The 14,219-nt window shown below is 44.6% G+C and carries 11 protein-coding genes; 6 read left to right on the top strand and 5 right to left on the bottom strand.

What is annotated here, in order from left to right; all coding sequences use genetic code 11:
- Positions 1-85: 85 nt before the first annotated feature.
- From cmk to gyrA, 4 genes are all read right to left on the bottom strand, one after another.
- A complete protein-coding gene (gene cmk / locus ACXAGV_RS18570) occupies positions 86-757 on the bottom strand; it encodes a (d)CMP kinase (RefSeq protein WP_014976668.1) in 672 nt (223 codons plus the stop codon).
- 180 nt (positions 758-937) lie between these two features.
- On the bottom strand, positions 938-2,221 hold the full coding sequence (aroA, locus tag ACXAGV_RS18575) for a 3-phosphoshikimate 1-carboxyvinyltransferase (protein WP_474874503.1): 1,284 nt from the start codon (positions 2,219-2,221) through the stop codon (positions 938-940).
- Between the two features lies 1 nt (position 2,222).
- Positions 2,223-3,308 carry a 3-phosphoserine/phosphohydroxythreonine transaminase gene (gene serC / locus ACXAGV_RS18580; RefSeq protein ID WP_474874504.1) on the bottom strand — a complete coding sequence of 362 codons (1,086 nt, stop codon included), beginning with the start codon at positions 3,306-3,308 and terminating at the stop codon, positions 2,223-2,225.
- A 144-nt stretch (positions 3,309-3,452) separates the two neighbouring features.
- Positions 3,453-6,167, bottom strand: coding sequence for a DNA topoisomerase (ATP-hydrolyzing) subunit A (gene gyrA, locus ACXAGV_RS18585; RefSeq protein WP_474874505.1), 2,715 nt, complete (start codon positions 6,165-6,167; stop codon positions 3,453-3,455).
- A 302-nt stretch (positions 6,168-6,469) separates the two neighbouring features.
- Between gyrA and ubiG the strand changes: the two genes are divergently transcribed.
- The 5 genes from ubiG (at position 6,470) to ACXAGV_RS18610 (ending at position 12,436) form a co-directional block, all read left to right on the top strand.
- Positions 6,470-7,174, top strand: coding sequence for a bifunctional 2-polyprenyl-6-hydroxyphenol methylase/3-demethylubiquinol 3-O-methyltransferase UbiG (ubiG, locus tag ACXAGV_RS18590; protein ID WP_474874506.1), 705 nt, complete (start codon positions 6,470-6,472; stop codon positions 7,172-7,174).
- 546 nt (positions 7,175-7,720) lie between these two features.
- Complete coding sequence (gene nrdA, locus ACXAGV_RS18595) at positions 7,721-10,042, top strand: class 1a ribonucleoside-diphosphate reductase subunit alpha (protein WP_474874507.1); 2,322 nt, start codon at positions 7,721-7,723, stop codon at positions 10,040-10,042.
- Between the two features lie 126 nt (positions 10,043-10,168).
- A complete protein-coding gene (gene nrdB / locus ACXAGV_RS18600) occupies positions 10,169-11,299 on the top strand; it encodes a class Ia ribonucleoside-diphosphate reductase subunit beta (RefSeq protein WP_474874508.1) in 1,131 nt (376 codons plus the stop codon).
- Between the two features lie 12 nt (positions 11,300-11,311).
- The gene (yfaE, locus tag ACXAGV_RS18605) at positions 11,312-11,584 is read left to right on the top strand and encodes a class I ribonucleotide reductase maintenance protein YfaE (RefSeq protein WP_474874509.1); all 273 of its coding nucleotides are present in this window, start codon (positions 11,312-11,314) and stop codon (positions 11,582-11,584) included.
- 114 nt (positions 11,585-11,698) lie between these two features.
- Positions 11,699-12,436, top strand: a complete 738-nt coding sequence (locus ACXAGV_RS18610) for an SDR family oxidoreductase (RefSeq protein ID WP_474874510.1) — start codon at positions 11,699-11,701, stop codon at positions 12,434-12,436.
- A 92-nt stretch (positions 12,437-12,528) separates the two neighbouring features.
- Here ACXAGV_RS18610 and ACXAGV_RS18615 read toward each other — a convergent pair whose 3' ends face one another.
- On the bottom strand, positions 12,529-12,771 hold the full coding sequence (locus tag ACXAGV_RS18615; protein ID WP_474874511.1) for a DUF2164 domain-containing protein: 243 nt from the start codon (positions 12,769-12,771) through the stop codon (positions 12,529-12,531).
- A gap of 311 nt (positions 12,772-13,082) precedes the next feature.
- Here ACXAGV_RS18615 and ACXAGV_RS18620 point away from each other — a divergent pair, with 311 nt between their 5' ends.
- Entirely contained in the window at positions 13,083-14,180 is a 1,098-nt protein-coding gene (locus tag ACXAGV_RS18620; protein ID WP_474874512.1) for an NADH:flavin oxidoreductase, read from the top strand.
- Positions 14,181-14,219: the final 39 nt, after the last annotated feature.

Genomic DNA, 14,219 nt, shown 5'->3' on the forward strand with positions numbered 1-14,219 from the left:
CTTCTTATCCGGATAACGCGGGGTTATTAAAATTAGTCGCCACTTCCTGTAGCAACACTGCTTTGGATGCGATCAGCTCTCGTCATTAAAGGCGTGAGGAAATAATATCCATCGCTTTTTCAAAGACTTGGTCAATATCCAAGTCCGTTGAATCTATAATTACTGCATCTTGTGCCGGTACCAAAGGAGCCACCGCACGTTGTGTATCGCGCTCGTCTCTTGCCTTGATATCGGTTAAAAGGCGCGCAATATTAACATCCATGCCCTTTGCTTTCAACTGGCTATAGCGGCGTTCAGCACGGGCCTCTGCGCTTGCTGTAAGGAAAATCTTTACAGGCGCATCAGGAAATACCACGGTCCCCATGTCGCGACCGTCGGCAACAAGACCTGGATCTTGTTGGAACGCGCGCTGTCTGCGAAGTAGTGCTTCGCGAACACGAGGTAATGCTGCAACTTTTGATGCCACAGCGCCAACCTCTTCGGTACGAATATCGTCAGTAACGTCTTCGCCTTCTAAGATAATGCGAGTGGTATCGCCATTCGTCTCGAAACTAACATCAAGACCGGTTGCTAGAGGAACAACACATTCTTCATCATCACACGGAAGGTCGTGGTGAAGTGCAGCAACTGCTAATACACGGTAAATTGCGCCGCTATCTAGAAAGTGCCACCCTAATTTTTTTGCTAGCAAGCTACTTAACGTACCTTTGCCTGCACCACTAGGACCGTCAACCGTGACTACGGGTGTGGAATGCATACCTGCTCCATCGTTTAAATTACTAAAAATCGCGCGCAATTATACGCTTTAGTGAGAGATAAGCAATGCCGCCTCTTAGTGACGGCATTGTACATTAGAATAAATCTGATTCAGATCAACGAAGCTAGAGGGGTAATCCGTACAGCGCTTCGTTAACCTGTGATTCTTTTTATAAGGCTTTTACGCGCTATACAAAGTTTTAAAGCGAGTAAAATAGTCTGGGAAGGTTTTACGTGTACAACCCGGATCGTTAATTGTGACCGGGGTATCACTTAATGCAACTAGAGAAAAGCACATTGCAATACGGTGGTCATTATACGTATCTATTTCAGCGTGTTTTAGCGAATCAGTTGGCCATACTTTTATATAGTCGTGACCTTCTTCTACTTTCGCACCTAGCTTTTGAAGCTCGGCTGCCATAGCCGCTAGACGGTCTGTTTCTTTAACACGCCAGTTATAGATGTTAGTCATGGTCGTAGGACCCTCAGCAAACAGCGCTGTAGTGGCAATGGTCATGGCGGCATCCGGAATATGGTTCATATCCATGTTCACACCTTTAAGTGGCGCACCGGTTATTTCAACATATTCATCGTTCCACACAACTTTTGCACCCATGGCTTCGAGCACGTCAGCAAAGCGGATATCACCTTGAATGCTTTTCTGCCCAATTCCGGTTACGCGTACCGTTCCGCCTTTAATGGCGCCGGCTGCAAGGAAGTAAGATGCAGAAGAAGCATCGCCTTCTACCATAAATTTACCTGGCGCAACGTACTTAGCGTCAGCAGAAACCGTAAACGTCTGGTAGTTATCATTTTCAACAGTAACGCCAAATTTAGCCATGGTATCTAACGTGATGTCGATATAAGGCTTAGACACTAATTCGCCTTTGATACGAATAGTCACATCTCCTGAAAACAGGGGTGCTGCCATTAAAAGCGCCGTTAGAAATTGGCTAGACACACTGCCATCAACCGACATTTCACCGCCGTTTAACGTCTTGCCTTTAATTTGAAGTGGAGGGTAGCCTTCATTTTTAAGGTAAGACACGTCAGCATCTGCTTCGCGTAGTGCATCCACTAAATCGCCAATTGGGCGCTCTTCCATTCGCGGTTCACCCGTTAACACGGTATCCACGTTACTTGCGGCAAGTGCTGCACATAAAGGTCGCATAGCAGTACCGGCATTGCCCAGGAAAAGCTCAAGTGGCTCAGCTACGTTAAACGCGCCACCGTTACCTTGGACAACGCATTGCGTTTTGTCTTCGCTCAAGCGGTAGTTAACACCTAACTTTGTTAGTGCATTAAGCATATGCTCGATATCTTCGCTATCAAGCAAATTGGTTAATTCAGTATCACCTTCAGCTAACGCGGCAAGCAGTAGTGCGCGATTAGACAGACTTTTTGAGCCAGGGACATTGACCTCTCCCGATACTTTTGCAATCGGGTCTAATGTTAACTGCTCCATTTTATCCATTCACTCTTTCAAATTCGCGCATAAATTCAACTAGCGCAACAATGCCTTCTACTGGCATTGCATTATAAATACTGGCACGCATGCCCCCTACCGAACGATGCCCTTTAAGAGCAAGTAACCCTGCTTCTTGTGATTGTTTAAGGAACAATCCGTCAAGTTCAGCATTAGCTAAATGAAACGGCACATTCATTTTTGAACGGTTGTCAGGGTGAACTTTACTTGAATAGAAGTCAGAGCTGTCGATAGCTGAATACAATAACGCTGCCTTTTCAGCATTGCGTTTAGCCATAGCGTCTACACCGCCCATGTCTTTAAGCCACTCAAATACAAGCCCTGCCAAGTACCATGAGAACGTTGGCGGTGTGTTGTACATAGAATCAGATTTTGCCGCTAAGGCATAATCGAAAATAGAGGGCGTTTCTTTTCGTGCTTTGCCAACTAGGTCTTCGCGAACAATAACCACAGACAAACCGCTTGGGCCTATGTTCTTTTGTGCGCCGGCGTAAATAACACCGTGTTTTGCCACGTCTAGCGGTTGTGACAATATCGTCGAGGACATATCAGAAACTAGAGGAACCTTGCCAGATTCTGGCAGCCAATCGTAAGCAATACCGTCTACCGTTTCGTTCGGGCAAAAATGGTAATAGGCCGCAGACTGGTCGATATCACTCAGAGCAGGCTTAGCGATATAGTGAAGCCCGTCCTTTTCTGTGACATCGCCCACCACTACCGCGTTATTGTATTTATTCGCTTCACTCACCGCGCCTTTTGACCAAGATCCGCTCACTAAGTGAAGGCTGGTATCCTCAGTGGATGACAAATTAAGGGGAACAGCAGCAAATTGACCACGTCCACCACCGTGCGTGAAAAGCACATGGTAGTTAGATGGCACAGATAGCAAGTCACGCAAATCCTGCTCTGCTTTTGCGGCTATCTCAATGAAGTCTTTACCACGATGACTGACTTCCATTACAGAACAGCCTAAATCGCGCCAATTTGTAAATTCTGATTGTGCCTTTTCCATGACTTCTCTGGGAAGCATGGCCGGCCCAGCACTAAAGTTAAAAACCTCTTTCATTGCGTTTTTCAACACCTGTAGATAAGTACCGTTCAACCCGCTTTATCATAGACATTTTGCGGGCCTATTAGGTAAACAAGCGGCAAAAGCCGCTTGTTTGAAAGAACACTGATAATGCGCATAGCCTATGCCTGCGCGCTATCCCTACTCTTCTGTCGTTGAGCTATCACCGTCTTCTGCGGTATTTTCTTGCTCTTGAACAGCAGTTTCTGCTTGTTCTGGCGCATCTTCTGAAATGATTGGGTTACCGTCCTCATCGAGTTCCTGTAACTCTGCCACTTCTTCAATACGCTGTAACCCTACAACGTGCTCACCTTCTACTGTACGTATTAGGCGAACGCCTTGTGTGTTACGGCCTACTACTGACACTTCGCCTACACGGGTACGAACCAGTGTGCCTTGGTCACTAATAAGCATAATTTCATTGGTTTCGTCTACTTGAACTGCGCCAACCACTTTACCGTTACGCTCAGACACCTTAATTGATACAACACCTTGTGTCGCACGGCTCTTCGCCGGGTAATCTTCAAGCGGAGTACGCTTACCGAAACCATTCTCTGTCGCAGTTAGGATTGGGCCGTCGCCTTTAGGAACAATAAGTGATACCACTTTTTGACCATCTTGCAGACGAATACCGCGAACACCTGTTGCTGTTCTTCCCATTGGACGAAGTGCAAGAAGCTCTTCACCCGTTTCTGGATCTCGCTTCACTTCACCGGTTTCGCTGTCGCGAAGCTTCTCGTTAAAGCGAACTACTTTACCCGCGTCAGAGAACAACATGATGTCGTCATCGCCGTGGGTAATATCAACGCCAATTAGCTCGTCACCTTCATTTAGGTTAACAGCGATAATACCGCTTGAACGAGGGCGAGAGTATAGGCTTAGGTCAGTCTTTTTCACTGTACCGTTTGCCGTTGCCATCAGCACAAACTTGCCTTCTTCGAATTCTTTAATAGGAAGAATAGCAGTAATACGTTCATTATCTTCTAGCGGCAGTATGTTCACAATCGGGCGTCCACGCGCATTTCGGCTAGCGAACGGCAATTGATACACTTTCAACCAGTACAAGCGACCTCGGGTTGAGAAGCACAGTATGTGATCGTGGGTATTCGCAACAAGAAGTTTTTCGATGAAGTCTTCATCTTTCATCTTAGTTGCTGACTTACCACGACCGCCACGACGTTGCGCTTCATAATCTGTAAGCTTCTGATACTTCACATAACCTTCGCGAGAAAGCGTTACAACAACGTCTTCTTGCTCGATTAGATCTTCAATATCAATATCGTGACTTGCAGCGGTAATTTCAGTACGACGCTCATCACCAAATTCGTCGCGCACTTTTTCAAGTTCTTCTTGAATCACTTCCATCAAGCGCTCTGGGCTATTAAGGATGTGAAGAAGTTCTGCGATTAGCTCTAGAAGTTGCTTGTATTCTTCAAGGATCTTCTCGTGCTCAAGACCCGTTAGCTTGTGTAAGCGTAGGTCAAGAATCGCTTGCGCCTGCTGTTCTGTTAGGTAGTACTTGCCGTCGCGAATACCAAATTCAGGCATTAACCAGTCTGGACGCGCTGCGTCATCGCCTGCGCGCTCAAGCATTTGCGCTACGTCACCTAAGTCCCAACCTTGTGCTACAAGCGATTTTTTCGCATCTGCTGGGCTTTGCGACGCTTTAATCAACTCAATAATTGGGTCGATATTCGCAAGCGCGATTGCCAAACCTTCAAGGATGTGGGCACGATCACGGGCTTTGCGTAATTCAAACACAGTACGGCGTGTTACCACTTCACGGCGGTGAAGAATAAATGCTTCAAGCGTTTCTTTAAGGTTAAATACCTTAGGCTGACCATTGTCTAGCGCAACCATATTGATACCGAATACCGTTTGAAGCTGGGTATTGGCATATAAATGGTTAAGCAGAACTTCGGCAGATTCGTTACGTTTAACTTCAATTACAATGCGCATACCGTCTTTATCAGACTCATCACGCAGTGCCGAAACGCCTTCAATACGCTTCTCTTTTACCAGTTCAGCGATCTTTTCAATAAGGCGCGCTTTGTTAACCTGGTAAGGAATCTCGTTAACAACAATGGTTTCTTTACCGTTGTTGTCTGTCTCAATTTCCGCTTTAGCTCGAAGATAAATCTTACCGCGACCTGTGCGGTATGCATCTTCAATACCTTTGCGGCCGCTGATCATCGCAGCCGTTGGGAAATCTGGACCTGGGATATGTGTCATCAAGTCGTCGATGGTGATAGACGGGTCTTGAATTAACGCAACGCAGCCGTTGATCACTTCGGTGAGGTTATGTGGCGGAATATTAGTCGCCATACCAACCGCAATACCCGACGAACCATTCACAAGAAGGTTAGGCACTTTCGTGGGCAACACTTCAGGGATATGCTCTGTACCATCGTAGTTAGGTACGAAATCAACGGTTTCTTTATCTAAATCGGCGAGTAATTCGTGCGCAATTTTTGCCATGCGAACTTCGGTATAACGCATCGCAGCAGCTGAGTCGCCATCTACCGAACCGAAGTTACCTTGACCGTCTACCAACATATAGCGAAGCGAGAACGGTTGCGCCATACGAACAATAGTGTCGTAAACCGCAGAGTCACCGTGAGGGTGATATTTACCAATTACGTCACCTACCACACGGGCAGATTTTTTGTATGGCTTGTTAAAGTCGTTTTTCAGTTCGTTCATTGCGAACAGCACACGACGGTGCACTGGCTTCAAGCCATCTCTTACGTCAGGCAAGGCTCGCCCGACAATAACGCTCATCGCGTAATCAAGGTAAGAGTTCTTTAACTCTTCCTCAATATTAACGGGGAGGATTTCTTTAGCGTTATCAGACATAAACTGCTTAATCCCTTTATCTTGGTTTGTTCTGCGTTATCCAGCTCTTCGCTTCACATCATTGTGAAAACGAGGCGTGGGAGCGCACTGTTATTATTATGTGGGTCATAATCGTGCTTCGAGTGTACCACTTGATGACAGATTTATGTAGCGCTTAATTACGCTTATTAAACAACTAAAAGGCAAGCGATTATTTTTCGTTCACCCCTTGTTAAATTTTGTCTATTTCTATTCAAAAACAGTGAAACACAACCTGAATTTACGATATCTTAAAAAGAGATAGTTTAAGGATTGTTTTACTCATGACGAATGTCGATCAACAAGAAATCAATAAGTTCTCTGAACTTGCATCTCGCTGGTGGGATCCAGAAGGTGAATTTAAACCATTGCATCTTATTAACCCACTCCGTTTAGACTTCATAAATCAACACAGCGAAGGCTTGTTTGACAAAAAGGTGATCGATATCGGCTGTGGCGGCGGCATACTAGCCGAGTCGATGGCGCGAGCCGGTGCAGCAGTAACAGGTTTAGATATGGCAGAAGCCTCGTTAGAAGTAGCCAAGCTTCACGGTTTAGAGTCTGGGGTTAAAGTTGATTACGTATGCTCTACAGCTGAAGCATTCGCCGATGCAAACCTGCATCAGTTCGATGTAGTTACCTGTATGGAAATGCTAGAGCATGTGCCCGACCCTGCTTCTGTTGTACTAGCGTGTGCAAGATTGGTAAAGCCTGGTGGCCATGTTTTCTTTTCCACGCTTAATAGAAACTTAAAGTCTTATCTAATGGGGATTGTTGGCGCGGAATATATTCTTAAATTGGTTCCAAAAGGTACCCACGATCACAGCAAGTTCATCAAACCATCAGAACTTATGAGAATGACAGATCAAGCAGGTCTACTTCCGCGAGATATGACGGGTTTGCATATGGACCCGATTTCTCAAGGCTTTTATCTTTCGTCTAATAATGTAGACGTGAACTACTTACTATATACAGTAGCGCAAAGTTAATTTAACACTACATATTGGGCTGCGGCGATATTTTAAACACCATATATCGTGTTTATATAAAAACTGAATTCTAAGAATAAATTAATTTTTACGATTAAGATTTTCTTTAAAACGCTTGCATTCCAGATATTTTACGCTTGTAGAACGCTAAAAAGTTAGTTGTTACTAACATAAATTTCATGCCAGATTGAGTGCTCGAAATACCACCAGATATTGGGTTGCAATCAAGTCAAAACCTCACTATCTTGTGTTTAATTCAGCACGGGATCCCATCCATAATTTTTCGGGATCTCAACTAGTGACAAACTGTCTCTGGGACACCACTTATAGTTTGAAACAATAATCTCGCTGAAAATAAAAAAGCAGTAAAGAATTTAACGAGCAGTCTCTACTTCAATACGTCTTAGTATTAGTTTAGGCCGCTTTTTGTGTGTGTTTTTACTGGCGTGAGCCAACAACGTTATCAACATACGCATTTAAAATTAAAACGAAAATGGGCAACAGATAGCCCACGCATCAAGCGCTAACAGACAAACGGCCAGTAACATGAACAACAATTTATTCGTCACCAAACGAAACGGTGAAAAAGAGTCCATCGACTTAGAAAAAATCCATAAAGTCGTTACATGGGCAGCCAAAGGATTAAACAACGTTTCTGTTTCACAAGTTGAAATAAAAGCGCAAATACAGTTCTATGACGGCATTAATACCAGCGAAATCCACGAAACACTGATTAAGTCAGCGGCTGACCTGATCTCTACTGATGCGCCAGACTACCAATACTTGGCCGCGCGCTTGGCTATTTTCCATCTTCGCAAAAAAGCCTACGGGCAATTTGAGCCGCCAGCGTTACTTGAACACGTTGGAAAAATGGTAGATTTAGGAAAGTACGATAAGCATCTACTTGAAGACTACACGCGTGAAGAATTCGCAGAAATGGAAACCTATATCGACCATTGGCGCGACATGAACTTCAGCTATGCAGCGGTTAAGCAACTTGAAGGCAAATATTTAGTTCAAAACCGTGTTACTGGTGAAATTTACGAAAGTGCACAGTTCCTTTATATTCTTGTAGCGGCATGTCTTTTCGCAAACTACGACAAAGCCACGCGTATGGATTATATCCGTCGTTTCTACGATGCTGCATCAACGTTTAAGCTATCGCTACCTACCCCAATTATGGCGGGCGTACGAACACCTACGCGTCAATTCAGCTCATGTGTACTTATTGAAACAGGCGACAGCTTAGATTCAATTAACGCCACGGCAAGCGCGATAGTTAAATACGTTAGCCAACGTGCAGGCATTGGTGTGAATGCGGGTCGCATTCGTGCACTAGGCAGCCCTATTCGCGGTGGTGAAGCATTCCACACTGGCTGTATTCCGTTCTACAAATACTTCCAAACTGCAGTGAAAAGCTGTTCACAAGGTGGCGTTCGTGGTGGTGCGGCTACGTTGTTCTACCCTATCTGGCATATGGAAGTAGAATCTCTTCTAGTGCTTAAGAATAACCGTGGTGTAGAAGAAAACCGTGTACGTCACTTAGACTACGGTGTTCAGTTCAACAAACTCATGTATCAGCGCATGATGAAAGATGGCTACATTTCATTATTTAGTCCATCTGACGTTCCAGGTCTTTATGATGCGTTCTTCGCTGATCAAGACAAGTTCGAAGAGCTATATGTTAAATACGAGAACGACGACAGCATCCGTAAGAAGCAAATCAAAGCGATGGAACTGTTTAGCTTGTTCATGCAGGAGCGTGCAAGCACAGGTCGTATATACCTTCAAAATGTTGACCACTGCAATACGCATAGCCCGTTCAACCCAGAAGTTGCGCCAGTTCGTCAAAGCAACTTGTGTCTTGAGATTGCGCTACCGACTAAGCCTCTGCAGCATGTAAACGACGAAAATGGTGAAATTGCCCTTTGCACGCTGTCTGCATTTAACTTAGGTGCGATTGAGTCAGTTGATGAGTTTGAAGAACTAGCCGATCTTGCAGTACGCGCCCTTGATAATCTACTTGATTACCAAGACTACCCTGTCCCTGCTGCGTACAACGCAACTATGGGCCGTCGTACTTTAGGTGTGGGTGTTATCAACTTTGCTTACTACCTTGCCAAGAACGGCGTTAAATATTCAGATCATAGCGCGAACGGTTTAGTCCACCGCACGTTTGAAGCAATGCAGTACTACCTACTGAAAGCGTCGAACAACCTGGCTAAAGAGAAAGGTGCGTGTCCTAAGTTTAACGAAACCACTTATTCGCAAGGCATCATGCCAATTGACAGCTACAAGAAAGACCTTGATAGCGTATGCAATGAACCGCTTCATTACGATTGGGATGCACTTCGCGAAGAAATCAAAACTCACGGTTTGCGCAACTCTACGCTGTCTGCATTAATGCCTTCAGAGACATCTTCACAGATCTCTAACGCGACCAACGGTATTGAACCGCCACGTGGTTTCATCAGCATTAAGTCGAGTAAAGATGGCGTACTTAAGCAAGTTGTACCTGAGTACGAAACCCTAAGAGACAAATATGAGCTACTTTGGGATATCCCTTCTAACGATGGTTATCTACAACTTGTTGGTATCATGCAGAAGTTTATCGACCAAACTATCTCAGCAAACACAAACTATGACCCAAGCCGCTATGAAGGTAACAAGGTTCCAATGAAGCTTCTGCTTAAAGACCTTCTTACTACATACAAGCTTGGTGTTAAGACACTTTATTATCATAACACTCGTGACGGTGCGTCAGACACCTCGGCGCTAGACGCTAAAGCAAGCGAGCCTTTACCACGTCAAGAAGAAGTTGTGGTAGAGGAAGATGATGATTGTGCAGGCGGTGCGTGTAAAATCTAAAACACGCCCTTTTGCAAAAATGGCAGGTTCGTAAAAGGATTTTACGGAAACGCCTGCCATTAACGTTTCGCAGCAAGAACACAAACAATAATACGCGTTAATCATTAAGTTTTTAGTTAGGCCATCATGAAATACACTACGTTTAATCAGCAAAGTACTAATCCATTGATCGAGCCGATGTTTTTCGGTAACCCCGTAAACGTTGCACGCTACGACCAGCAAAAGCATGCCATATTCGAAAAGCTTATTGAGAAGCAAATTAGCTTTTTTTGGCGCCCGGAGGAGGTTGACGTTTCTCGCGACCGTGTTGATTTCCAAAAATTGACCGACCCAGAAAAGCACATCTTTATTTCCAACCTTAAGTACCAGACTCTGTTAGATTCGGTACAAGGCCGTAGCCCAAATATTGCGTTCTTGCCTATTATCTCGCTACCCGAGTTAGAAACATGGGTTGAGACATGGTCTTTCTTTGAGACTATTCACTCGCGCTCATATACCCATATCTTGCGTAACTTGTTCTCAGACCCAAGTGAAATATTTGAAGATATCGTAGTAAACGACGAGATTAAGCGCCGTGCCGCTGATATCTCAAAGTACTATGACGACCTTATTTTTGCCACTCAACTTTGGCAAACACAGGGGGAAGGCGTACATACGGTGAATGGTGTAGCACACACCATCAACATGTATGAGCTGAAGAAGAAGCTGTACCTGTGTATGAACTCGGTAAATGCACTTGAAGCAATCCGCTTCTATGTCTCTTTTGCTTGTACGTTCGCCTTTGCTGAGCGTAAGTTGATGGAAGGTAACTCGAAAATCATTCGATTAATTGCCCGTGATGAAAACCTTCACTTATCTTCAACTCAGCACATTTTAAACTTATGGGCCAAAGGTAAAGATGACCCTGAAATGGCGCAAATTGCAGAAGAGTGTAAAGAAGAAGCCCGCGCTATCTTCATGAATGCGGTTGAGCAAGAAAAGCAATGGGCAGATTACCTGTTCCAGAACGGTTCAATGATTGGACTTAACAAAGAGATCCTTTGCCAGTATGTTGAATACATTGCTAACCAACGTATGTCTGCTATCGGCCTAGATGCCCCGTTTGAAATCAGTAGCAACCCGCTTCCTTGGATGAACAATTACCTGAATTCAGACAATGTGCAAGTGGCGCCTCAAGAATCTGAAATCAGCTCTTACTTGGTTGGACAAATAGATTCTGCTGTAAGCGAAGACGATTTTGCTGATTTTGAGCTGTAAACCTACAGCTTAATGAGCAGTAACGATAAATCACTCCGCATCGACGTTGTCGATGTGGGGGCGATTAATTCCCCCCCTGATACCACTATCTTAAACGCCTTAGAGTCAGCGGGCGTTAATATTCACTACCACTGCCGTGAAGGCTTTTGCGGTGCGTGTCGAACTAAGCTTATTGAAGGCGAAGTTGAATACACTACCGATCCCCTCGCCTTTATTGACGATGATGAAATTCTTCCTTGTTGCTGTGTGGCTAAATGCCCGCTAAAAATAAAAGTCCCCCTGTAGCCTCTTCATTCACCGCTCTCATCAGCATTCTCACGGCATTTATGCGAATTGAAGTAATCCACTTCGATACTTAGACGTAATAACTTACAACTAATCAAACGTAAGGATAATGTTATGAGCGAAGTTTCTGGAAAAGTAGTCATCATTACAGGTGCAAGTAGCGGCCTTGGAGAAGCGACAGCGAAAATGCTTGCAGGCAAAGGCGCGAAATTAGTTTTAGGCGCTCGCCGTGAGGACCGTCTTAAAAAAATTGTAGATGAGATTGAATCTTCAGGTGGCCACGCAACCTATAAGACGGTAGACGTCACGAAAAAGGAAGAAGTGAAGGCGCTTGCAGAAGCCGCGATAGATACCTACGGTCGTATTGACGTACTGGTCAATAATGCTGGCCTTATGCCCCTAGCCCCGCTTGACGAGATGAAGGTTGATGAGTGGGATCAGATGATAGATGTGAACATTAAAGGCGTTATGTACGGCGTAGCAGCAGTTCTAGGACACATGCGTGGACAACAAAGCGGTCATATTATCAATCTTTCCTCTGTTGCAGGTCATGTGGTTTTCCCAGGAGCTACAGTTTATTGCGCTACTAAATTTGCAGTTAAGGCAATAAGCGAAGGTATTCGCAAAGAGTCAAACGGTCAAATTCGCTCTACTAATATTTCACCAGGTGCAGTGGCGACAGAGCTTACTGACCACATATCTCACAAAGACTCAAAGCAAATGGCAGACGATATGTATGACGATGCTATCGATGCAGATGCTATTGCACGTGCGGTAACGTTTGCCATAGAGCAACCTGGCGATGTAGATATCAACGAAATGATCATTAGACCTACTAATCAGGAGCTCTAGTACAGATCATTTACCACTTAATGGGGTGGACGAACCATCTGCCACTTAATATAAAAGCCTGCTGAGTGCAGGCTTTAAATGACTGTATGTAGTTAAAGTACTTTTTCGATGGCATATAGTTCTTCATCTATAACTTGTAAGCGCGATGCTACAACCGCTCTAGCGTCACTTATGCCTTTGTTATAAAAGGTTGCGCCCATTTCCTTACTGATAAAATCGAGAAGAAATTCTGCGTCAAATTGACCTAATTCTACATTCATTTCATCATCAAAATATCGTTGCAATTTAGCAACTAATGCATCTTTTTCCTCACGGCTAAACGCAATATTACTCATAATATCCCTTCTTTGTTCTACGCATAAATGGTCACGCTATTTGCTTTTTAGTAACGGACGCTTTACTTATCGCCAAACTGTACATAATGTTTCTAACGATAACACGCTCCCCTTATAATTTTTGGTCTTTTCATTTATCTCAGCTCTTCTTGGTATAGCGACAAATATAAACAAACGAGTGAAGCCGATTTTGAGTTGTGTAAAAGCTCTTAGGTCACTTTTACTTATGTCTTACTATCAACATTTGAAAATTGACTTAGCCCACCTCGCCAGTACTATCGGAAAACAGTCTAAAAACATAGAGATAAAAGATGGCAGCAAACGCACTGTTTAAGCCTTACTCACAAGGCAACCTATCGTTAAATAATCGCATCGTTATGGCGCCCATGACTCGCCAGTTCTCACCTAACGGCATACCTACCAGCGATGTGGCCGGTTACTATAAACGCCGCGCTCTAGGTGGTACAGGTTTAATCATCACCGAAGGTACTACCGTAAACGACAAAGTCGCTACGATGGATGCGAACATTCCCCAATTTCACGGTGACGAGGCGTTAGCAGGATGGAAAAATGTGGTAGACGAAGTTCATAGCGTAGGCGGGAAAATCATGCCTCAACTTTGGCACGTCGGTATGGCACGGGTCGCAGACAAAGCGCCATACCCTGACCTGCCAAGTGCCGGGCCCTCGGGTTTATTTAAACCTGGAAAACAGGGCGCTGAACCAATGACAGTTGAACACATCGAATCCGTGATTTCTGCCTTTGCTCAAGCTGCTGCAGATGCCAAGACTATCGGCATGGACGGGATTGAGATTCACGGAGCGCATGGATATCTAATCGACCAGTTTTTCTGGGAAGGCACTAATCAGCGTACAGATAGCTGGGGTGGAAGCATGGAGAATCGTGGTCGGTTTGCAGTGGAAATAATAAAAGCTATTCGCGCTGCAACTGGACCCGATTTCCCTATTGTGCTGCGCTACTCACAATGGAAACAGCAAGACTACACCGCCCGTTTAGCACACTCGCCTCAAGAGCTAGAGCACTTTCTACTTCCACTAAGCGAAGCGGGCGTAGATGTTTTTCATTGTTCTCAACGTCGTTATTGGGAAAATGAGTTTGAAGGGAGCGAGCTTAACCTTGCTGGTTGGACGAAAAAAATAACAGGCAAACCCACTATTACAGTAGGATCTGTTGGACTAAATGACGACTTTTTCGGCGCATTTAAAGGACAAGATTCAAGCACTCGTTCGGTCGATGATTTACTTGAACGGTTAGAGGCAGACGAGTTTGACCTTGTTGCCGTTGGAAGGGCTCTTCTACAGGATCCAAACTGGGCCAACAAAATTAAAGAAAACCGAATCGACGAATTAAACCAATACTCTGGAAAGGCGCTAGCCACGCTTTCTTAAGCTCAAATAGATATTAATTTGAATGCTCGATAAAACTAG

This window comes from Alteromonas sp. ABH4_453, assembly GCF_056160665.1.

Coding starts and splice junctions, on each gene's coding strand:
- cmk (WP_014976668.1), bottom strand. CDS start 757: ATGCATTCCACACCCGTAGTCACGGTTGACGGTCCTAGTGGTGCAGGC.
- nrdB (WP_474874508.1), top strand. CDS start 10,169: ATGAAATACACTACGTTTAATCAGCAAAGTACTAATCCATTGATCGAG.
- ACXAGV_RS18610 (WP_474874510.1), top strand. CDS start 11,699: ATGAGCGAAGTTTCTGGAAAAGTAGTCATCATTACAGGTGCAAGTAGC.
- gyrA (WP_474874505.1), bottom strand. CDS start 6,167: ATGTCTGATAACGCTAAAGAAATCCTCCCCGTTAATATTGAGGAAGAG.
- ACXAGV_RS18620 (WP_474874512.1), top strand. CDS start 13,083: ATGGCAGCAAACGCACTGTTTAAGCCTTACTCACAAGGCAACCTATCG.
- ubiG (WP_474874506.1), top strand. CDS start 6,470: ATGACGAATGTCGATCAACAAGAAATCAATAAGTTCTCTGAACTTGCA.
- ACXAGV_RS18615 (WP_474874511.1), bottom strand. CDS start 12,771: ATGAGTAATATTGCGTTTAGCCGTGAGGAAAAAGATGCATTAGTTGCT.
- yfaE (WP_474874509.1), top strand. CDS start 11,312: ATGAGCAGTAACGATAAATCACTCCGCATCGACGTTGTCGATGTGGGG.
- nrdA (WP_474874507.1), top strand. CDS start 7,721: ATGAACAACAATTTATTCGTCACCAAACGAAACGGTGAAAAAGAGTCC.
- serC (WP_474874504.1), bottom strand. CDS start 3,308: ATGAAAGAGGTTTTTAACTTTAGTGCTGGGCCGGCCATGCTTCCCAGA.
- aroA (WP_474874503.1), bottom strand. CDS start 2,221: ATGGAGCAGTTAACATTAGACCCGATTGCAAAAGTATCGGGAGAGGTC.